The 18,730-nt window shown below is 67.2% G+C and carries 18 protein-coding genes; 5 read left to right on the forward strand and 13 right to left on the reverse strand.

What is annotated here, in order from left to right; translation table 11 throughout:
* Nucleotides 1-6 precede the first annotated feature (6 nt).
* Genes Q7V15_RS04950 through cysS form a run of 6 tightly spaced genes read right to left on the reverse strand, consistent with a single transcriptional unit; the run spans nucleotide 7 to nucleotide 5,702 of the window.
* Nucleotides 7-945 carry a glycosyltransferase family 2 protein gene (locus Q7V15_RS04950; protein ID WP_304754265.1) on the reverse strand — a complete coding sequence of 313 codons (939 nt, stop codon included), beginning with the start codon at nucleotides 943-945 and terminating at the stop codon, nucleotides 7-9.
* Nucleotides 942-2,921: a threonine--tRNA ligase gene (gene thrS / locus Q7V15_RS04955; RefSeq protein WP_304754267.1), complete on the reverse strand. Its 1,980-nt coding sequence runs from the start codon at nucleotides 2,919-2,921 to the stop codon at nucleotides 942-944. The genes Q7V15_RS04950 and thrS overlap by 4 nt, the downstream gene beginning before the upstream one ends.
* A complete protein-coding gene (yidD, locus tag Q7V15_RS04960) occupies nucleotides 2,918-3,190 on the reverse strand; it encodes a membrane protein insertion efficiency factor YidD (protein ID WP_304754269.1) in 273 nt (90 codons plus the stop codon). The genes thrS and yidD overlap by 4 nt, the downstream gene beginning before the upstream one ends.
* Nucleotides 3,191-3,244: 54 nt before the next feature.
* Nucleotides 3,245-3,694, reverse strand: a complete 450-nt coding sequence (locus tag Q7V15_RS04965; protein WP_304754271.1) for an iron-sulfur cluster assembly scaffold protein — start codon at nucleotides 3,692-3,694, stop codon at nucleotides 3,245-3,247.
* Between the two features lie 17 nt (nucleotides 3,695-3,711).
* The gene (locus tag Q7V15_RS04970; RefSeq protein ID WP_304754273.1) at nucleotides 3,712-4,266 is read right to left on the reverse strand and encodes an SRPBCC domain-containing protein; all 555 of its coding nucleotides are present in this window, start codon (nucleotides 4,264-4,266) and stop codon (nucleotides 3,712-3,714) included.
* A 35-nt stretch (nucleotides 4,267-4,301) separates the two neighbouring features.
* The gene (gene cysS / locus Q7V15_RS04975) at nucleotides 4,302-5,702 is read right to left on the reverse strand and encodes a cysteine--tRNA ligase (protein ID WP_304754275.1); all 1,401 of its coding nucleotides are present in this window, start codon (nucleotides 5,700-5,702) and stop codon (nucleotides 4,302-4,304) included.
* A gap of 182 nt (nucleotides 5,703-5,884) precedes the next feature.
* Here cysS and folE point away from each other — a divergent pair, with 182 nt between their 5' ends.
* Complete coding sequence (folE, locus tag Q7V15_RS04980; RefSeq protein WP_304754277.1) at nucleotides 5,885-6,508, forward strand: GTP cyclohydrolase I FolE; 624 nt, start codon at nucleotides 5,885-5,887, stop codon at nucleotides 6,506-6,508.
* Here folE and Q7V15_RS04985 read toward each other — a convergent pair.
* Nucleotides 6,505-7,362: a DUF817 domain-containing protein gene (locus Q7V15_RS04985; RefSeq protein WP_304754279.1), complete on the reverse strand. Its 858-nt coding sequence runs from the start codon at nucleotides 7,360-7,362 to the stop codon at nucleotides 6,505-6,507. The genes folE and Q7V15_RS04985 overlap by 4 nt on opposite strands.
* A gap of 11 nt (nucleotides 7,363-7,373) precedes the next feature.
* The gene (locus Q7V15_RS04990; RefSeq protein WP_304754280.1) at nucleotides 7,374-8,426 is read right to left on the reverse strand and encodes a serine hydrolase domain-containing protein; all 1,053 of its coding nucleotides are present in this window, start codon (nucleotides 8,424-8,426) and stop codon (nucleotides 7,374-7,376) included.
* A gap of 80 nt (nucleotides 8,427-8,506) precedes the next feature.
* Here Q7V15_RS04990 and hisI point away from each other — a divergent pair, with 80 nt between their 5' ends.
* Nucleotides 8,507-8,905 (forward strand): phosphoribosyl-AMP cyclohydrolase, encoded by a 399-nt coding sequence (gene hisI, locus Q7V15_RS04995; protein WP_304754282.1) that lies wholly within the window; start codon nucleotides 8,507-8,509, stop codon nucleotides 8,903-8,905.
* Nucleotides 8,906-8,928: 23 nt separating this feature from the next.
* Here hisI and Q7V15_RS05000 read toward each other — a convergent pair whose 3' ends face one another.
* Nucleotides 8,929-10,611: an alkaline phosphatase gene (locus tag Q7V15_RS05000; protein ID WP_304754284.1), complete on the reverse strand. Its 1,683-nt coding sequence runs from the start codon at nucleotides 10,609-10,611 to the stop codon at nucleotides 8,929-8,931.
* A 75-nt stretch (nucleotides 10,612-10,686) separates the two neighbouring features.
* Between Q7V15_RS05000 and Q7V15_RS05005 the strand changes: the two genes are divergently transcribed.
* From Q7V15_RS05005 to rpoH, 3 genes are all read left to right on the forward strand, one after another.
* The gene (locus Q7V15_RS05005; protein WP_304754286.1) at nucleotides 10,687-11,004 is read left to right on the forward strand and encodes a ferritin; all 318 of its coding nucleotides are present in this window, start codon (nucleotides 10,687-10,689) and stop codon (nucleotides 11,002-11,004) included.
* Nucleotides 10,994-12,007: an RluA family pseudouridine synthase gene (locus Q7V15_RS05010; protein ID WP_304754288.1), complete on the forward strand. Its 1,014-nt coding sequence runs from the start codon at nucleotides 10,994-10,996 to the stop codon at nucleotides 12,005-12,007. The genes Q7V15_RS05005 and Q7V15_RS05010 overlap by 11 nt, the downstream gene beginning before the upstream one ends.
* Nucleotides 12,008-12,211: 204 nt before the next feature.
* Nucleotides 12,212-13,099, forward strand: coding sequence for an RNA polymerase sigma factor RpoH (gene rpoH / locus Q7V15_RS05015; RefSeq protein ID WP_304754290.1), 888 nt, complete (start codon nucleotides 12,212-12,214; stop codon nucleotides 13,097-13,099).
* Between the two features lie 68 nt (nucleotides 13,100-13,167).
* Here the strand turns inward: rpoH and Q7V15_RS05020 are convergent, their stop codons facing one another.
* The 4 genes from Q7V15_RS05020 to Q7V15_RS05035 form a co-directional block, all read right to left on the reverse strand.
* On the reverse strand, nucleotides 13,168-15,552 hold the full coding sequence (locus tag Q7V15_RS05020) for a TonB-dependent siderophore receptor (RefSeq protein WP_304754291.1): 2,385 nt from the start codon (nucleotides 15,550-15,552) through the stop codon (nucleotides 13,168-13,170).
* A 226-nt stretch (nucleotides 15,553-15,778) separates the two neighbouring features.
* Nucleotides 15,779-16,597, reverse strand: a complete 819-nt coding sequence (locus tag Q7V15_RS05025; protein WP_304754293.1) for a response regulator — start codon at nucleotides 16,595-16,597, stop codon at nucleotides 15,779-15,781.
* A gap of 68 nt (nucleotides 16,598-16,665) precedes the next feature.
* The gene (locus tag Q7V15_RS05030; RefSeq protein ID WP_370689768.1) at nucleotides 16,666-17,955 is read right to left on the reverse strand and encodes an adenylosuccinate synthase; all 1,290 of its coding nucleotides are present in this window, start codon (nucleotides 17,953-17,955) and stop codon (nucleotides 16,666-16,668) included.
* Nucleotides 17,956-18,071: 116 nt separating this feature from the next.
* Nucleotides 18,072-18,677 (reverse strand): acyloxyacyl hydrolase, encoded by a 606-nt coding sequence (locus tag Q7V15_RS05035; protein WP_304754295.1) that lies wholly within the window; start codon nucleotides 18,675-18,677, stop codon nucleotides 18,072-18,074.
* Between the last annotated feature and the right edge of the window lie 53 nt (nucleotides 18,678-18,730).

Consider the following 18,730-nt stretch of genomic DNA (forward strand, 5'->3'; position numbering starts at 1 on the left):
CAGAGCCTAGACGGCCCGGCCGGTGAGCCGCCAGAGCAGGGGGCGGATGACCGCCGCGCCGACCACCAGGGGCCAAAGGAGCCAGGCCGCAGCCGCCTCCCCAGCCCCGCGGGCGCGTTTGCGAAAATAGCGGGCGAGACCCAGGCCCTTATAGAGCTCCACCTGCAGGGGACTGGCGCGGCTGGTGTGGCCCAGATGGATCACCTCGGCCTTGGGATGGAACATCACCTCGCCGCCGGCCTCGCGCACTCGCCAGCAGAGATCGATGTCCTCCACATGCAGGAAGTAGCCTTCGTCGAACCCGCCAAGACGGGCGTAGTCGGTCCTGCGCATGGCGAAGAAGGCGCCGGAAATGGTCGGAACCGGGCACAGAGCGGCCGGCGCCGTCTCATTCTCCCAATGCACCTCGAAACGTCGCAGGGCGGGCGCCCGCCGGGTCAGGCCGCTGAGGGACAGAAGGGCGGCCACCGGGGTGATCTCGCCGCGCCGGGCGCCGCGCTGCTCGCTGCCATCGGCGTTCAGCACGCGGCCCCCCACCAGACGCATGGTCTCGGCGCCCATCACCGCCCTGGCCAGGCCATGGGCGCCGCCGGGCTGCAGGAAGGCGTCGGGATTGAGGAAGATGAGCACCTCGCCGGTGGCGGCCCTGGCGCCCAGATTGGCCCCGCGGGCGAAGCCCACATTGCCCTGCCCGCGCACCAGCCGCATCTGTGCGTGGCGCTCAGCGAAGGCGTCCAGAACGGCCGACTCGCTGGGATCAGAGCCGTTGTCGACGACGATGAATTCGTCCACCTGCGGATCGTCGAGCACACAGGCGAGGCTCTGGTCCAGAGCCTCGCCTGTCATGTACACGACCATGATCACCGAGATGCGAGCATCCTCGGCGATTCCATGCGGCGTCGGGGCGGTCTCGACCGCCACAAACGATGCGCCGATATCGTTCATCCAGCCTCCATGGCCTCGGCGGACCCCCCGGAATCCACCTCGCCCCGAGCCTCGCGCTCAACATCGGGCGGAAGCGCCTCGGAGGCAAGCGCTGAGACGGCTTCCTCCAGGGTCAGGATCTCCTGTCCCTGAGATCCGAGGCGTCGCAGAGCCACCTTGCCCTCCTCGGCCTCGCGGCGACCGACGACGGCGATGACGGGGGTCTTGGTCAGGCTGTGCTCGCGGATCTTGTAGTTGATCTTCTCATTCCTCAGGTCGGTCTCCACCCGCAGGCCCGCCGCCTTCAGCCTCGCCGCGGCGGCCCGGGCGAAGTCGTCGGCGTCCGAGGTGATCGTCGCCACCACCACCTGCACAGGCGCGAGCCACAGGGGGAAGGCGCCGGCATAGTTCTCAATCAGCATGCCGATGAAACGTTCCATCGAGCCGGCGATCGCCCGGTGCAGCATCACCGGGCGCTGCTTTGAGCCATCCTCGGCCACATATTCGGCGTCCAGGCGCTCAGGCAGGACGAAGTCCAGTTGCAGGGTGCCGCATTGCCACGTCCGGCCGATGGCGTCGCGCAGGTGGAATTCGAGCTTCGGGCCATAGAAGGCGCCTTCCCCGGGCAGGTGCTCGACCCCCATGTTCACCGCCTGCCGGGCGGCGCGCTCAAGCTTGGCCTCGGCGATGTCCCAGATTTCGTCGGTGCCGGCCCTGAGGTCGGGCCGCAGGGCGAGCTTCACCGAGTGCAGTTCGAGGCCAAAGTCGGCATAGGCGGAGTTGAGCAGGCGGACGAACCGCTTGGTCTCCTCCTCCACCTGATCCTCACGGCAGAAGATGTGGGCGTCGTCCTGGGTGAAGCCGCGCACCCGCATGATGCCGTGCAGGGCGCCGGAGGGCTCATAGCGATGGCAGGCGCCGAACTCGGCCATACGCAGGGGCAGGTCGCGATAGGACTTCTGGCCGACATTGAAGATCTGCACGTGGCCGGGGCAGTTCATCGGCTTGACGGCCAGGCTCTCGCCTTCGGCGGTCTCGCAGACGAACATGTTGGCGCCGAACTTCTCCCAGTGACCCGAGGCCTCCCACAGGGTGCGGTCCAGGATCTGAGGCGTCTTGACCTCCTCATAGCCGTCCTTGGTCAGGCGTCGGCGTATGTACTCCTCGACGGCGCGGTAGAGGGTCCAGCCCTTGGCGTGCCAGAAGACCATCCCCTTGCCCTCTTCCTGGATGTGGAAGAGGTCCATGGCCTTGCCGATCCTGCGGTGGTCGCGGCGTTCGGCCTCTTCCACCCGTTGGATATAGGCTTCCAGATCGGCCTCGGTGGCCCAGGCCGTGCCGTAGATCCGCTGTAGCTGGGCGTTGCGGTGGTCGCCCCGCCAGTAGGCGCCGGCCAGCTTGGTCAGCTTGAAGGCCTTCCCCACATGTTTGGTCGAGGGCAGGTGCGGGCCGAGACACAGGTCCTTCCAGGCCCCCTGCCAATAGACGCTGATCTCCTCGGATTCCGGCAGGTCCTCGATGATCTCGGCCTTGTAGGCCTCGCCTATCCCACGGAAGTGCTCGATCGCGTGGTTGCGGTCCCAGACCTCCCGGCGGATCGGCTCGTCGCGCTCGACGATCTCGCGCATCTTGGCCTCGATCTTTTCGAAGTCATCGAGACTGAAGGGCTCGTCGCGGGCGAAGTCGTAATAGAAGCCGTCCTCGATGGACGGGCCGATGGTCACCTGGGTGCCGGGGAACAGCTCCTGAACCGCCTCGGCCAGCACGTGGGCGGCGTCATGGCGGATGGTCTCCAGGACCTCGGGGTCCTCCCGCGTCAGGATCTGGAAGGCGCCGCCATGGTTCAGGGGCCGTTCCAGGTCCAGCAGCTGGCCGTCCAGCTTCACCAGCACGGCCTTCTTCTCCAGGGACTTGGAGATGCCCGCGGCGATCTGGCGGCCGGTCACGCCGACCTCAAAGGGCCGTTTTGAACCGTCGGGAAAAACGAGCTCGATCATGTGTCACACGTCCATTTGCGCGCCGGCGACTCGTCGGAGCGGCCCGGCGGCGGAGGCGGCGGATCATAGCCCGAACCGCCCCAGGGGTTGCATCGGCACAGCCGCCGCGCCGCAAGCCAGGAGCCGCGCCAGGGGCCGTGATCGATCAGCGCCTGAGCCGCATAGTCCGAACAGGTCGGCAGAAAGCGGCAATGGCGTCCGATCAAGGGGGAAAGCGTCAGCTTGTAGGCGCGATGAGCGCCTCTGACGCAGGATTCATAGGGGGTCATGCCGGCCGCAGGCTTGCGAATACTCGCAGCGATTACGTTGCGGGGGCGGTCAAATCAAGCCGCGCCGGCGGGGCTAGTTCGCGTCATGGCCTGACGGACAGCATCGACCGTCGCCTCGAACGCCAGAAGCGTGGAGGCGTGGCGGGCGGGATAGTCCTTCACCGGCGCAAGCATGGCGAGATCCGAAAAACGTCCAAGCGGCGCGTCTGCGCCATCCTTCAACATAGCACGGAAGGCGTCCCGGGCCATCTCGATCTCCGCCAGACTGGCGCCGACCACGTGGGTCCCCAGCACGGCGGCGGCGGCCTGGCCCAGCGCACAGGCCTTCACGTCCTGGGCGAAGTCGACCACCTGGTCGCGCTCGAGGCGCACATCGACCACCACCCGGCTGCCGCACAGCTTGGCCACCTTCTCCGAGGTGCCGTGCGGCTGCGCCAGACGCCCGGCCCGGGGCATGTTGGCCGCGAGTTTCAGAAGCCTGCTCGAATAGAGATCGTCGATCATGGGACTGATCTAGGCATTCAGCGGGACCTGCGCCACGCGGCCTCCGCCTTCGCCTTCAGCGCCTCGCCCATGGCGGCGAAGCCCTTCTTCAACGGCCGCTGAACCCGCTTGGCCGCAGCCGGACCCAACAGGCCCTGATACAGCTCGCCATTGGAGACGATGCAGGCATGGTCGGCCACCTGATCGATCTCGATATAGCGGATGGCCACGCCCAGCCCGCTGGCCACGCTGGTGCGCCAGTGCAGCTGTTCATTGGGCACCCAGTCCAGAACCACAGGCTCGATGTGCCGCTGGGGCTGGTCGGGCAGGGCCAGGGTCAGCTCAAGGGGCGCGCCAATCGACAGGACCCCTGAGGCCCGGGGGTAAAGGGGATTCCACTCCGGCCAGGCGTTGAGATCGGTGATCAGCGCCCAAAGCGTCTCGGGCGGAGCCTGGACGCCGATGCGGTGCTCGAGTTTGAGCCCGCTTGGTCCCGAGCCGCCCTTGCGCTTGCCAAAGCCGAACCCCGGCATGAAGGACGGCGATAGCTGGCTGGTCGCCAGGGCGTTGGTGTTGCGGTTCATGCCCATCATGACTCAGTCCTCCAGAGAGACGGGGGGTCGGCGCATCAGGTTGGCTCCTTCAGCCGCCAGGTGGCGCCATCTGCGGAATCCATGACCACCACATTGAGGGCGTTCAATTCGTCCCGGATAGCATCGGCCCGTGGCCAATCCTTGGCGGTGCGCGCGGCGATGCGATCAGCGATCAGCCCCTCGACCCTGGCCTTCAGTTCAGGGTCAGCCCCGCCCTGAAACCAGGATTCCGGATCGGCCTGCAGGAAGCCCAACAGGGCGCCGGAGGCCAGCAGTTCGCCCTTGGCCTGGGCGCGGGCCGCCTCGTCGCCGGTCTCGATGATCGAGGCCAGCGCGAACAGCTCGGCCATGGCCTGGGCGGTGTTGAGGTCGTCCTCCAGGGCCGCCAGGAAGCGTGGGGCTGGGGCGTCGGTGCTGGCGGTGATGTCGGCGGAGCGGCGCAGGGCGCCATAGAGCCGGTCCAGGGACTTGCGCGCCTGTTCCAGCAGTTCGCCTGACCATTCCTGGGGCGCGCGATAGTGGCCGACCAAGAGGGCCCAGCGGACCGCCTCGCCCGGCGTCTCCTTCACCAGGTCATGGACCAGGACCACATTGCCCAGGCTCTTGGACATCTTTTCCGAACCGAAGTTCAGGAAGCCATTGTGCATCCAGTAGCGGGCATAGTCGCCCCCGTGCCCGGCCTCGCAGCCGTGGGCGGCGCAGATTCCTTGGGCCAGTTCGTTCTCATGGTGGGGGAAGATCAGGTCGTTGCCGCCCCCGTGGATGTCGATGGGCAGGCCGAGCGTCTGCTCGATCATGGCCGAGCACTCGATGTGCCAGCCGGGACGCCCAGGCCCCCAGGGGCTGTCCCACACCGGCTCGCCCGGTTTGGACGGCTTCCACAGGACGAAGTCAGCAGGGTTGCGCTTATAGGGCGCCACATCGACCCGGGCGCCGGCGATCATATCCTCCAGGCCGCGGCCTGAGAGCTGGCCATAGTCGGGATAGGCCTCCGTGCTGAACAGCACATGGCCCTCGGCGGCATAGGCCGCCCCCTTGTCCACCAGACGGCCGATCATCTCGATGATCGCGTCCATGGTCTGGGTGGCGCGGGGCTGGAAGGTGGGCGCAAGCGCCCCCAGCGTCGCCATGTCGCGATTATAGATGTCGAGATAGCGCTGGGTGATGACGTCGATCTCGACGCCTTCGGCCTGGGCCTTGGCGTTGATCTTGTCGTCCACGTCGGTGACGTTGGCCGCATAAAGCACGGCGTCCCGGCCATAGATGTGACGCAGCAGACGGAACAGCACGTCGAACACCACCACCGGCCGGGCGTTGCCGATATGGGCGTAGTTATAGACCGTCGGTCCGCAGACATACATCGTCACCCGCTGGGGATCGACGGGGACGAAGGGCCGCTTTTCACGGGCCATGGTGTCATAGAGATTCAGGGACATCGACCATACTGACGCTGCGGAACGGTTGCCCGCTCGGTTTAGGGAACCATATACAGATCAGCCGGGCGGGAAGACAGGGGGCGCATCTGCTCAAGCTTCCCGACCGTACCTCGGCGGCACGCGTCATTTCCGGAGCCCTCGCTCCGGCGCAACTCAGCACCAGAAAGACCCGAATCAATCCCATGGACGCCATCACCCCTGAACGGACCATCGTCGGCGCCGACCTGGAACCCGTCGCCCGCCCGACCCGCGAAGAGGCCATGGCCGCTGTTCGCACCCTGATCGCCTGGGCCGGGGACGATCCCCGCCGCGAGGGCGTGATCGACACGCCCAAACGGGTGGTGGACGCCTATGCTGACTGGTTCGAGGGCTATGGCGCCGATCCGGCCAAGGAGCTGTCGCGGACCTTTGAGGATGTGCAGGGCTATGACGACATCGTCATGCTCCGCGAGATCGAGGTGGAGAGCCACTGCGAGCACCACATGGCGCCCTTCCTGGGCAAGGCCTATGTGGCCTACATGCCGACCAACCGCGTCGTCGGCATCTCCAAACTGGCCCGGGTTGTGGAGATCTACGCCAAGCGTCTCCAGACCCAGGAGACCATGACCCAGCAGATCGCCGACGCCATCACCGACAGCCTGCGCCCGGCCGGCGTGGCCGTGCTGATCGACGCCCAGCACCAGTGCATGACCACCCGCGGGGTCCACCACCGCCACGTCAGCACCATCACCACCCAGTTCACCGGCGTATTCAAGACCGACAACAGCCTGCGCCAGCGGTTCCTGGACTTCGTCAACAAGCGCTAGGTGGCCCGCTCCGCCCGGCGCGGCGGATGGACCAGGGTCACCAGGACGAAGCTGAGCATCATCAGCAGGTACCAGGACCCCATCTTGGCCAGGCTGACCGGCGTCCAGCCGTCAGCCTGGTCGGGATAGACCCAGGCCGAGGCGTAGGTCCCCAGGTTCTCGGCGATCCAGATGAAGAAGGCCGTCAGGATCGCCGCGGCCAGCAGGGGCATGCGCCGGTCCCTCAGGTCTGGGCGGTAGACCACCGAGGTGCGGGCGAAGATCACCACGGAAAAGGCGAACAGCCCCCAGCGGATGTCGGGCAGATAGTGGTGGCTGAAGAAGTTGGCATAGGCCAGCACCGCCAGGATCCAGGGCGCCCAGACCGGGGGATAGCTGGCGAAGCGGATATCCATCAGCCGGATGATCCGGGCCATGAACGAGCCGACGCAGGCGTACATGAAGCCTGAGAACAGCGGCACCTCGCCAATGCGCAGCAGGCTTTCCTCCGGATAGGTCCAGGAGCCGTGGGCGGTCTTGAAAAGCTCCATCGCGGTCCCGACGCCGTGGAAGATGGCGATGACCAAGGCCTCCCTCGGCCGCTCCAGCCCTGTGACAAGCAGGAAGACCTGCAGGAGCACCGCTGCGATGACCAGGAAGTCGTAGCGGGCCAGGGGCGCGCCGTCCGGCCACCAGAAACTGGTGGCCACCAGCAGGGCCAGCATGGTCCCGGCGAACAGGCAGGCCCAGGCCTGCTTCAGTCCAAACAGCAGGAATTCATAGGCGCCGGCCCGCCACGGCGCGCCAAGCGTCCAGGGCCTGGCCCAGGCGTCGAAGGCCTCGACCCTGGCCTTGATCTGGTCCTTCAGGTTCACCGGGCGGCGAGCTAGGCGACCACCACGTCGAGCAGGCTTCGGGCCAGGGCGTCAGCCGCGCCGCTTCCCTTCAGGGTGACGGCGACCGTGGCGCGGGTGGTCATCGAATAGGCGACGATCGAAGCTGCATTCGGCTCTCCAGCATAGAGCCAGGTGTCGGCTGGGGCGCCCGCCTCGGCGGCGAGATCGCGCACCCGGACCCCGAGACCCACATAGTCGGCCAGCTCTTCGCCCACGGGATGGAGCCGGTAGAACCGCCGCCGGGTCATCTCGCCCCCGTGCAGCCGGTCCCCCAGCAGGTCACGCCAGAATCGCACCACGTCCAGGGCCGAGGCGTTCACCGCGACCGGCTCGCCGGCGGTGAAAATTGTCTCCCCCAGATCCCGCCGCGTCGCGATCCTCTGGGCCAGCAGGTCGGACATGGGGGCGTCGGCGGCGGCGGTGAGGACCTGGGCCAGCAGGGCGTCATTGGCCGGCGACAGGCGCATCGCCGCGCCGGGCTGGAACAGGGCGGCCTGGGGCTCAGGCGCCGTCAGGTCGGGGAGGCCGCTGGTATGGGCCAGCAGGTCCTCCAGGGTGATCCAGGCGGCGTTGGGCAAGTCCGGCGCCCATCGGGCGATCTCGGCGTCCAGGGTCAGGGCGCCGCCTTCCACCATCTGCGCCGCCGCAGTGGCGACATAGGCGCGATCGAGCCCGTCCCAGGCGAACTGCGCCGCGGGCGCCGTCCCGTCGCGGGTCCAGCTCTGAGTCCAGACGGCGCCGCCCGGCTCGGCCAGGGCCGCCGTCGCCGCCTCGACCCCGGGCGTCGCGGTCACGCCCTGGATGAACCGGTCCTCGATGGCGTCGCGGATCACCGGCTGCAGGCGCGCAGAAACCGCCGTGCGGATCTGGTCGAACTGCCAGTCGCCCAGCTGCTGGCGCAGGGGCGGACCGGCATAGTCGGCCCGGCCAGCCCGTGGCGCCCGGCCCCCTCGCCGGCCAAGACCGAAGGGCCACTGGGCGAAGGCCGGCGCGGGCGCGGCCAGGACAGCGGCGGACAGGAGGGCGCGGCGGCTGAGGCTCATGTCGAATCGTCTCCCTTGGAAAGGCGCAAGCTGCGCTGCGGCGCCTCCCCCTGCCTGAGAAGGAGGGCTATAGTTTGCCCATGTCCGTGCAATTTCCCACCGCTTCCGACACCCACGCCCTGGAGCGCGGCGAGGTCATCGCCCCGCGCTTCGACACCAACGGCCTGATTGCGGCGGTCGCCACCCATGCCGAGACCGGCGAGGTGCTGATGTTCGCCTGGATGAACGCCGAGGCCCTGGCCCTGACGCTCTCCACCGGACAGGCCCACTATTACAGCCGATCGCGCAAGGCCCTCTGGCTCAAGGGCGAGACCAGCGGCCAGGTGCAGCAGGTGGTCGAGACCCGGATCGACTGCGACCAGGACTGTGTCTGGATCAAGGTGCTGCCCCAGGGCGACGGCGGCGCCTGCCATGTGGGCTTCCGGTCATGCTTCTATCGGGTGGTCGAGAATGGAAGGCTGGTCGAGCGGCCCGACTGAGCCAGGCCGCTCGACCCTGATCCTCAGATTTCGACCGGCTTGAGCGGCGAGACGCCGCCCTCCAGGGGCGAGACGGCATAGGCCTTGCGCACGCGCGTCTCATAGTCCCGGGAGGTGATGGACGAGACGGTCATCAGATCCCCACGGGCCATGTCCGGCGTCAGGGTCAGCAGGACAAAGCCCTTGGCGTCGTGGTCGCTATGGACCACCTCCTTGGCGCCCTTGATGTAAAGCTCGCCCACCGGCAGATCCTTCACCGTGTCGCCGGCCCCCGGGCTGGTGATTCCGGTGGTGCCGAACTCCACGGCGCGCAGCACGCCGTCGTCGTCGTGCAGTTCATTGACCCAGAAGGCGTGACTGTCGCCGGAGACGACGATGGCCCGGGCCCCGGCGGCCTCGACGGCGTCATAGAGGCGCTCGCGGGCGGCGGGATAGCCGTCCCACATGTCCATGCCATAGGGCAGACCCATGGCGGCCAGACGCTCCATCTGCTCGATGCGCCGGGCGATGTCCTCGGGCTGGGCGGCGATGGCCGCGGCCACGGCCTCTTCGCCGAGGACCTTGCTCGGGCTGGGGACATCCATCCGGGCCATGACCACCTGGTTGCCCAGGATCTGCCAGGTCCGGCCTGACTGGACCGACTGGGCCAGTTCCTTGGCCAGCCAGTCTTCCTGAGCGGGGCTCATCATCCGGCGGGCGGGATCCGCCAGCTTCTGGCGGAAGGCGGCAAGGTCGGGCTGGCCATCCACCACGGGCAGGTCACGGCCATAGTCCAGCTGGTCGTCCCGGGCGGTCAGCCGGGTCTCCAGCATCATCAGGCTGGCCAGGTCGCCAAACTGGAAGCTGCGGTTCATGGCTTCGAAGCTGCCGCCCGGCGCCGGGTCGCGGATCGGCATCCACTCGAAATAGGCCTTCAGCGCATTGGCCTTGCGCACATTCCAGTCGCCTTCGGTCTCTGGCGTATGGTTCTGGGCGCCGCCCATCCAGCTGTTGTTGGCGGTCTCGTGGTCGTCCCAGGAGACGATCCAGGGGGCGCGGGCATGGGCCGCCTGCAGCTGGGGATCGGTCTTGTACTGGGCGTGACGCTGGCGGTAGTCCTCCAGACTGACGATCTCGCGGTCGGGAATATGGGGCCGCTCGGCCGCCACCGCAGAGTTCATCCCATAGGAGCCGGGGCCGCCATACTCATAGATGTAGTCGCCCAGGTGGACCACGGCGTCCAGCTTGGGCAGGTCGGCGATCGCCTGATAGGCGTTGAAATAGCCGTAGGGGTAGAGTGAGCACGAGGCCACGGCGAAGACCAGTTCGCGGACCTCCCCCGTGGGCAGGGTGCGGGTGCGCCCCATGGGCGAGGTGACCCCATTGGCTTCGAATTCAAAGGTGTAGGCCCGGGCCGGGTCCAGTCCTGTGACATCCACCTTGACGGTGAAGTCCCGGTCGGGGCCGGTCAGGCCCGCGCCTGACTTGGCGCCGCCGGCGCGGCGATCCACCGGGTTCAAGCGCCAGGCATAGGCGATCAGCCCTGCGCCGTCGGTTTTCGGCGTGATCCGCGTCCACAACACGACGGCGTCGGCCAGGGGATCGCCAGAAGCTACGCCGTGCTCGAAGGCCACCGCCCCCGAATAGGCGCTCTGGGCGTGGGCGGTAAGCGGCGCTGCGGCGCCGATGCCAAGAAGGGCCAGCGCCCGGCGTCGATCGATGTTCATTCCAACTGTCCCCAACTCGCGCGGTGATCGTGCGCGTGCAATAGAAGGCGTTTCTGCGACAGGAGCATGATGATCATGGCCAGCGAGACCCTTCACGTCCCCCGGGAGAAGCTTAGCCCCAGGACCCTCCAGCTCCACTATGCGATCTCCTCGCTGATGGAAGAGCTCGAAGCGGTGGACTGGTACCGCCAGCGGGCCGACGATTGCGACGATCCCGAACTGAAAGCCATCCTCCTGCACAACGCCAAGGAGGAAATGGAGCATGCGGCCATGGTCCTGGAATGGATCCGCCGCAATGATGAGCAGTTCGACGGCCAGCTGCGGGAATACCTGTTCAAGGAGGGTTCCATTACGGGTCAGGAAGAGGACGCGGCCGGCAAGCATGGTCTCTGACCCCCCCGCCGCCGCCCAGGCCGCCGTCGATGAGGACGAGGATGGCGATCTGCTGATCGTCCAAGTCGCCCCCGAGGCGGCCGGCGGACGGCTGGACAAGACCTTGGCGGCCCTGGTTTCGGCGCTGTCGCGGGCCCGTATCCAGTCGCTGCTGGCGGACGGCGCGGTCACCCGCGACGGGTCGCCGGTCCGCGACGGGTCGGCCAAAGCCCTGGCGGGCGCCTATGAAATCCTGGTTCCGGCGGTGATCTCCGCTGAGCCGGCGGCGCAGGACCTGCGGCTCACCGTGCTGTTCGAAGACAGCCACCTGATCGTCATCGACAAGGCGGCCGGCATGGCGGTCCACCCGGCGCCGGGAACCCCGGACGGGACGGTGGTCAACGCGCTGTTGCACCATTGCGGCGAAAGCCTGTCGGGCATTGGTGGGGTGGCGCGGCCCGGCATCGTCCACCGGCTGGACAAGGACACCTCCGGCGTCCTGGTCTGCGCCAAGACCGACGCCGCGCACCAGGGCTTGTCGGCCCTGTTCTTTCGCCATGACATCGACCGGGCCTATGTGGCCCTGACCCGAGGGGCGCCCAAGCCGCGCAAGGGCGTCGTACAGTCGCGCCTGGGCCGCTCGGCCCATGACCGCAAGAAGATGGCGGTGCTGCGCACCGGCGGCCGCGAGGCCATCACCCACTATGAGACCACCGAGCTGTTCGGCCCCAGCGATCGCCCCACCGCGGCCCGGGTCCGGTGCCGATTGGAGACCGGCCGCACCCATCAGATCCGCGTCCACATGGCGTCCAAGGGCGCCCCCTGCCTGGGAGATGCGATCTATGGCTCCGGCAGCCCCGCCCCAGGGGTGCGCGCCGCCATGGCCGAAGCCGGTCTGACCCGGCAGGCCCTGCACGCAGCGGTGCTTGGTTTTGTTCACCCCATCACCGGCGAGCCCCTGCGCTTTGAGAGTCCCCTGCCCGCCGACATGGCCAGGCTTCAAGTTCTCCTGGGCGCCCTCTGAGTTTTTCGGCAGGCGTCGGCGCCTTGCTCACGCCAAGATCGGCGCGTACTAATACCTGAGTTCACAAGTGGGACTTTCCAACCGCCCTCCCCGGCGGCCTTCCGCTCCGAGAGCCCAGTACCTATCTGAGGATTTGAGGGGTGGAGGGACCTGCGCGCACCCGCGCGGCGGCCCGGCGAGTCCACACAATCAGAGGGGATAGTCATGGCCGTGCAAACGCTTGCCGTCATGTCGCCGGAAGGCGGCCTGAGCCGGTATCTCAGCGACATTCGCAAATTTCCGATGCTGGCCAAGGACGAGGAGTTCATGCTCGCCAAGCGCTGGCAGGAGCACGAGGACCCCGAGGCCGCCCATCGTCTGGTGACCAGCCACCTGCGCCTGGTGGCCAAGATCGCCATGGGCTATCGCGGCTATGGCCTGCCCATCGGCGAGGTGATCTCCGAGGGCAATGTCGGCCTGATGCAGGCGGTCAAGAAGTTCGATCCTGACCGGGGCTTCCGTCTGGCCACCTACGCCATGTGGTGGATCCGCGCCTCGATCCAGGAATACATCCTGCGCTCCTGGTCGCTGGTGAAGATGGGGACCACGGCGGCGCAGAAGAAGCTGTTCTTCAACCTGCGCAAGGCCAAGAGCCAGATCAGCGCCTTCGAGGAAGGCGACATGCATCCCGACCAGGTCCGCCTGATCGCCACCAAGCTGGGCGTGCTGGACGAGGAGGTCATCTCCATGAACCGGCGCCTGTCGGGGCCGGACGCCTCCCTGAACGCGCCCCTGCGCTCGGATTCCGAGAGCGAATGGCAGGACTGGCTGGCCGATGACGCCGCCCCCAGCCAGGAGACGGTGGTCGCCGACAATGAGGAGCGCGGCCTGCGCATGGGCCTCCTGCAGGAGGCCATGGCCGAGCTGACCGATCGCGAGCGTCACATCCTGACTGAGCGCCGGCTGAAGGACGACCCGACGACCCTGGAGGAACTGGCCGGCCAGTATGGCGTCAGCCGCGAGCGGGTCCGCCAGATCGAGGTTCGCGCCTTCGAAAAGCTGCAGAAGACCATGCAGGCCGCCGCCGAGGACCGGAACCTCGTCAACGCCTGACGGAGCCAAGCCTCTGAGACGTCGACGGCCGGCCCCCACAGGGCCGGCCGTTTTCGTGTCCCTGGGCCTTAGAAGCTGCGCTGAACCGTCAGCCGCCACTGCCGGCCCACGCTCGGCAGCACTGCGACATTGGCGTAAACGTCGGCCACCGGCGTAAAGTAGAGCTTGTCGAACAGGTTATCTATGTTCAGACGCGCCATCCAGGGACCCCGGGCATAGTAGGCCGAGGCCGTCATGGTCGTGTGCTCCGGATAGACCACCGCGCCAGGGACCGTGCCGGAGGTCTCGCCCACATATTTCACACCGCCGGTCAGGCCCGCCTGCCCCCAGCTCATTTCGTCAGAGGTGTAGGTGGCGTAGATGCTGGCCACGGTGTCAGGGACCGTCGTCTCTTCATAATCCACGGCCCGGGAGGGGAAGGTCGCATAGGAGAAGACGGCGTAGCCGCCGCCAAAGCCCAGCTCTCCCGGCGTCCTCGCGGCGAAGGCCGGGATATAATAGAAGCCGGTGTTGGGACCCTTGACGATGGTCTGCTGGTTGTTGCCGTTGACACTCAGGCTGAGATTGCGGTTGACCACCCAGCGGGCTTCCAGCTCCAGCCCCTTGGACCTGTGGCCGACCACCGTATTGTTCACCGAGTTCAGTCGGGTGCGGGTCTGGCGGTAGGCCGACAGGGAAGCCACCAGCGCGCCGTCCAGCCATTGGCCCTTCAGACCAAGCTCGCGCAGGTCGGAGTCCGAAATCCACGAGCCGTTCGGCACCTGGCCAGGGTTGATATCGCCCGCTTGGCTGACTTCCAGCGCGGCGGTTTCGGCGTAGGTCACATAGGGCATCAGGCCGAAGGGCGCCTTGTAGCTTGCGCTGAGGCTGTAGGTCCCCTTGCCACTGGCGTCCTTCTGGCCGAGGCGGTTGGCGACCGAGGCCTGGGAGCCGACGTCCTGGGACTTGACGCTGTAGTCGTCCAGTCGGCCGCTGAGGACCAGGTTCAGGCGGTCATAGATGGTGAGGTCGGCGACGGCGAAGGCGCCCCGGTCGTGCCATTTGGACTTGTTGTGCAGGTTCCACGGCAGGCCAATGCCGCCCGGCTCCTGCGAGAAGGGGTCATCGAAAATGTCGTTGGGCGTTGCGCCCGTGAGGATGTCGCGACGGTCCAGGGCGATGAAGGCGGTGCTCTCCTTGCGCTCCCCCTCGAAGGTCCTCCAGGACAGCCCCGACACCGTGTTCAGCACCAGATTGCGATCGGCGCTCGCGAACTCGCCATTGTAGGTCAGGCGCGCCTCGGCGACCCAGGTGTCGTAGTCGGCGGGAAAACCGTAGGACACGAAGCGCTGGTTCTTCAGCTGGTCATAGAACAGCTGGCCCTTGACCACATGGTCGGGCCCAAACCGACGTCCGACATCCAGATAGTAGGTCTGGGTCTCGGTGTCGGAGAAGTCGCGGTCGGAGATGAAGACGTCCCGGGCGGTGATCTTGGAGACGCCAAGGCCGGTGTCGAGGGTGAACCGGGGGTCGATCGAAGGCGCTGCGCCGCCGAAATAGCCCCGTGTCAGGGAGGCGCCGATCTCATTGGGGGTCAGGCGGCCATTGCCATCGAGGTCGACGATCGTCGTGTCGCGACCGCGGATATAGTTCTGGTTGTCCACCAGGTCCTGGGTCAGGCGGTTCCAGCCCGGGGTCTGAACATAGCCCTCGGAATTGTAGTACATGCCGCCGAAAGACACGAAATAGCCCTCAGGGGTCGAGAAGTCGGAGGAGAGCTGCAGCAGCTGGTGCTTGGGGGTGATCCCCCGATAGAAGCTGCCGGAGTCCTCGACCTCACCATAGAGGTAGACCCCGCCCTCCACCGCGCCGAAGCTGGCCGGCAGGCCGACCTGGGCGCTGAGGTTCTTCTTGTCATAGCTGCCGACCGTCACCTCGACCTGCCCCGTGGGCGCGGTCAGATAGGCGCCCTCCACCTGGGCCGTCTTGGGGACGAAGTTCAGGAAGCCGCCGACCTTGCCGGGGCCGTTGAAGGCCGTCGGGGGACCGCGAACGATCTCCACCTGCTGGACCGCGCTGAGCAGGGTCGGATAGGTGCCGCGGTTCTCGATGCGCTTGAACCCCCGGAAATAGACCTCGGCCAGGGTGCCGCGCACCGCCACGGACCCCGGAACATTGTAGAAGCTGGCGGTGAATGTGCCCGGAGAGACGGCGACCAGATCATCGACCGTCTCGATCCCGTAGCGCTGCAGCGTCAGGTCGCTGGCGAAGCTCGCCGAGCGGGCGGTCTCGATCAGAGGCTTGTCGATCCCCAGAACCGTATTGGTCGGCTGACGTTCGATCAGCCCGGCCCGGTCATTGGCGATGACAGTGATTTCTTCGACGGTCGCTGGCGTGTCGTCGGCCGCATGGGCGGTTCCCGCAACCAACAACAGGGCGGTCAGGCTGGCGGTGGCGAAATATGACGTCGACATAGCGGTTATGCTCCCCCGCTGGCGGCCGGCGTCCAACATGGATACCCCTCCAGCACGGGGGTGATTACCGGCGAAGGCGACAGCGAGCTTCCCGGCGCCGCGACAATTTCATGAAGTTTTCGCGTCGCAACCATAACGCGAGTTAAATTCGCACTCTGGGTTCCAAGGTTGGCGGGCCTGGCGACCGTGCAACCGGCCTCCACCCCCAGGACGCAGCGGCAGAGGTTCAGGCCACCCGCTTGCGGCCGCCGTCCTCTTCCGGCGCGAAAACGGCCAAGGCGGCGACGTGAAAGGCGACCTGCGCCGGGTCGAGACGTCGGGCGTCGACCACGGTGGCCAGGTAGCGCTGCAAATCCGCCGCGGCCCCCGCCAACTTCATATCGCCCATCTTGACCGCCACCGACTGCAGGTCGGTTCCCTGCGCCTTCATGGCGCGCATGGCCTGGGCGGGATCGGTCTCCAGCGCCCCGGCGGCCGATTTGAGGATCTTGATGGCCTGGGACACCCGGCTGCGCTCAGGGGTGGCCCGGGAATCTGACCGGCGCTTCAGCGCCCCGGCATAGTCGCCGGAGTTGAACCGCCGCCGGTCGGGGCCGACATAGGTCACAGCCTCAACCCAGTCCCGGGGCCGCAGGGCGACGGCGGCCAGGCGTTTGAGCAGGTCGCCGGTGGTGAAGGGCTTGCGCAGGAATTCATGCACCCCGGCGTCCCGGGCGCCGAGCACGGCCGCCGCCGTGGGTTGGCCCAGGATCATGATCACCGGCGCCTGCCGGCAATTGGCCTCACTTCGCCGCAGACGGCGGGTGAATTCGATGCCGTCGACCCCGCCCCCCTCGGCGTGTTCGATGAAGATGATCTGCGGATCGACGCCCTTGAGCAGCTCCATGCCCTTGCCGGCCGAAGGCGCCACCCAGACCTGGCAGTGAGTCAGGCTGCGCATGAGATCGGCCAGCATGCGCCCGCCAGCAGGGGAAGGGTCAATGACCAGCACCCGCTGCAGCGCGGGCGCCATACGGTCGATCAGCTTACGGTCATCATTGAACACGGACGGGCGCTCCCAATGAGGTCACCCTGGCAGGAGCCCGTAAAGAAGCGCTTACGCCGCACCCAAATTCAGCCCTGGAATGGGTCGAGCATCATGATGATATCGTCCCGGTCAGGGCTGGTGGACAAGAGCACGGCAGGGGCTCCGATCAGCTCCTCGATCCGCCGCACATATTTGATCGCATTGGCCGGCAGGTCCTTCCAGGAGCGGGCGCCGCGGGTGCTCTCGCTCCAGCCCTCCATCTCCTCATAGATGGGCTCGATGGCCGCCTGATCGCGCAGGCCGGCGGGCAGGTAGTCGATGGTCTCGCCGCGCAGGCGGTAGCCGACGCAGACCTTCAGGGTCTCGAAGCCGTCAAGGATGTCGAGCTTGGTCAGGACCGCACCCTGGACGCCGCCCACGGCGATGGACTGGCGCACCAGGACCGCATCGAACCAGCCGCAGCGGCGGGGCCGCCCGGTGACGGTGCCGAACTCATGGCCCCGCTCGCCCAGCAGCCGGCCGGTCTCGTCGTTCAGCTCGGTGGGGAAGGGCCCCTCCCCCACCCGGGTGGTGTAGGCCTTGAGGATGCCGAGCACATAGCCGCCCGCCGTCGGCCCCACGCCGGCGCCGGCCGCCGCCTGGCCCGCCACGGTGTTGGAGGAGGTGACATAGGGATAGGTGCCATGGTCCACATCCAGCAGGGTCGCCTGGGCGCCTTCAAACAGCACCCGCTGACCCGCCTTGATGGCGTCGCCGAGGATGCGCCAGGCGGGTTTCACATAGGGCAGGATCTTCGGGGCCAGCTCCAGCAGCTGGGCGAGGATTTCGTCGGGGCGGGCCTCAGGCAGGCCGAGCCCGGCGCGCAGGGCGCCGTGGTGAGCGAGCAGGCGCTCGATCTTCACCTCCAGGGCCTCGGGATCGGCCAGGTCGGCGAAGCGGATGGCGCGGCGCCCCACCTTGTCCTCATAGGCCGGGCCGATGCCGCGGCCGGTGGTGCCGATCTTGCCGGCGCCGGCCCGGGCCTCGCGGGCGCCGTCCAGGTCCCGGTGCAGCGGCAGGACCAGGGTGGCGTTCTCCGCCAGGATCAGATTGTCGGGATTGATGCCCAGGCCCTGGCCCTGGGCGCGGGTGATCTCGTCCAGCAGGGACCAGGGATCGACCACCACCCCATTGCCGATGATCGACAGCTTGCCCTGGATGACGCCGGAGGGCAGCAGGGACAGCTTATAGGTCTTGTTCCCCACCACGATGGTGTGGCCGGCGTTGTTGCCGCCCTGAAAGCGGACCACCACGTCGGCGCGGTTGGCCAGCCAGTCGATGACCTTACCCTTGCCCTCGTCGCCCCACTGGGCGCCGATCACCGTCACATTGGCCATTGAGATACGATCCTTCCGCCTGCCGGGCGGATCCGTCCCGCCCTTCGACAGGGCTCGGCGAGAGGATGTGATCGATTGTGGAACCGGCGGTCAGACGCCGTTGAGGCGGGGGCCGGTCAGAAGCTGTAAATCAGTCGCACGCCGGCCGCGTCAAGGCCCTGGTTCTTTCCCTGGTGGAAAATCTGGGCGTTGGAGATGTGAACCCAGGACAGCTCGGCGGCCAGCCGTGAGGTGAGCTCATAGCCGAGAGACAGTTCAGGCTGAAACAGCACCTGCGAGCCAAAGTCGATGCGGGTGTTGTAGAGTTCCAGGCGTCTGGCGATCTCGGCTGGGGTCAGCCCCGGCGCATTGACCGGCGGCAGGCCCGCCTCACCGTCAGTATAGGCCAGGCCAAGGCCAGGACGGACATAGAGCCGCTCGGTCAGGGCGATGGGCCAGGAGACTCCAGCGGCCACAAAATTGCTGGTGGACTCGCTATTGATCGACACGAAGACGTGGAGTTGCGGGCCGCCGAAAAGATAGGCGATGGGCTCGGTGCGCAGGCCAAGGTGCAGGTCGACTCCCTCTTCGCGACCCGGCGCCCCTGATCCGATCGCCTCGCCGATGAAGGTGACGTCATGGGCGAAAGCGCCCACCAGCAGTTCAGCGGACCGCGCCACGGAGGCGCCCCCGATTCCAGCCATGAGGACGGCCGCCCCGGCCGCCGCAGCAAGCTTGCGCATTATGATTCGCCCCCAACCCACCGCTATGGGTCGCCGACAGATAAGCACGGCGC

The sequence above is a fragment of the Phenylobacterium sp. genome (assembly GCF_030651755.1).
In the GTDB taxonomy this organism is placed as follows: domain Bacteria; phylum Pseudomonadota; class Alphaproteobacteria; order Caulobacterales; family Caulobacteraceae; genus Phenylobacterium.

Coding starts and splice junctions, on each gene's coding strand:
- Q7V15_RS04950 (WP_304754265.1), bottom strand. CDS start 945: ATGAACGATATCGGCGCATCGTTTGTGGCGGTCGAGACCGCCCCGACG.
- thrS (WP_304754267.1), bottom strand. CDS start 2,921: ATGATCGAGCTCGTTTTTCCCGACGGTTCAAAACGGCCCTTTGAGGTC.
- yidD (WP_304754269.1), bottom strand. CDS start 3,190: ATGACCCCCTATGAATCCTGCGTCAGAGGCGCTCATCGCGCCTACAAG.
- Q7V15_RS04965 (WP_304754271.1), bottom strand. CDS start 3,694: ATGATCGACGATCTCTATTCGAGCAGGCTTCTGAAACTCGCGGCCAAC.
- Q7V15_RS04970 (WP_304754273.1), bottom strand. CDS start 4,266: ATGATGGGCATGAACCGCAACACCAACGCCCTGGCGACCAGCCAGCTA.
- cysS (WP_304754275.1), bottom strand. CDS start 5,702: ATGTCCCTGAATCTCTATGACACCATGGCCCGTGAAAAGCGGCCCTTC.
- folE (WP_304754277.1), top strand. CDS start 5,885: ATGGACGCCATCACCCCTGAACGGACCATCGTCGGCGCCGACCTGGAA.
- Q7V15_RS04990 (WP_304754280.1), bottom strand. CDS start 8,426: ATGAGCCTCAGCCGCCGCGCCCTCCTGTCCGCCGCTGTCCTGGCCGCG.
- hisI (WP_304754282.1), top strand. CDS start 8,507: ATGTCCGTGCAATTTCCCACCGCTTCCGACACCCACGCCCTGGAGCGC.
- Q7V15_RS05000 (WP_304754284.1), bottom strand. CDS start 10,611: ATGAACATCGATCGACGCCGGGCGCTGGCCCTTCTTGGCATCGGCGCC.
- Q7V15_RS05005 (WP_304754286.1), top strand. CDS start 10,687: ATGGCCAGCGAGACCCTTCACGTCCCCCGGGAGAAGCTTAGCCCCAGG.
- Q7V15_RS05010 (WP_304754288.1), top strand. CDS start 10,994: ATGGTCTCTGACCCCCCCGCCGCCGCCCAGGCCGCCGTCGATGAGGAC.
- rpoH (WP_304754290.1), top strand. CDS start 12,212: ATGGCCGTGCAAACGCTTGCCGTCATGTCGCCGGAAGGCGGCCTGAGC.
- Q7V15_RS05020 (WP_304754291.1), bottom strand. CDS start 15,552: ATGTCGACGTCATATTTCGCCACCGCCAGCCTGACCGCCCTGTTGTTG.
- Q7V15_RS05030 (WP_370689768.1), bottom strand. CDS start 17,955: ATGGCCAATGTGACGGTGATCGGCGCCCAGTGGGGCGACGAGGGCAAG.
- Q7V15_RS05035 (WP_304754295.1), bottom strand. CDS start 18,677: ATGCGCAAGCTTGCTGCGGCGGCCGGGGCGGCCGTCCTCATGGCTGGA.